The organism is Pseudoalteromonas sp. 20-MNA-CIBAN-0454 (genome assembly GCF_040308685.1).
Taxonomy (GTDB): Bacteria; Pseudomonadota; Gammaproteobacteria; order Enterobacterales; family Alteromonadaceae; genus Pseudoalteromonas; species Pseudoalteromonas nigrifaciens.
Genome location: NZ_JBEOOB010000132.1, coordinates 1 through 328, shown reverse-complemented (window position 1 = coordinate 328; position 328 = coordinate 1). Strand labels below are relative to the sequence as shown.

Genomic DNA, 328 nt, shown 5'->3' with positions numbered 1-328 from the left:
GGGTGCATAGCTCAGCTGGATAGAGTACTCGGCTACGAACCGAGCGGTCGGAGGTTCGAATCCTCCTGCGCCCACCATACTTTAATAACTCTGCTTAGAGCATAAATAAGCAATTAAAGTGTTTGGCTTTATAACCAAGCGGTCGGAGGTTCATTTTTAGAAGATACGTCCTACGCCCACCATACTTTAATAACTCTGCTTAGAGTTTAAATAAGCAAAAACTCTGCTTAGAGTTAAAATAAGTAAACTATAAAGTGGGTGCATAGCTCAGCTGGATAGAGTACTCGGCTACGAACCGAGCGGTCGGAGGTTCGAATCCTCCTGCGCC

General features: G+C 45.4%; 1 tRNA gene. It reads left to right on the top strand.

The window, feature by feature from the left end:
• Window positions 1-77 (top strand) — tRNA-Arg (locus AAEZ22_RS18270).
• Window positions 78-328 lie beyond the last annotated feature (251 nt).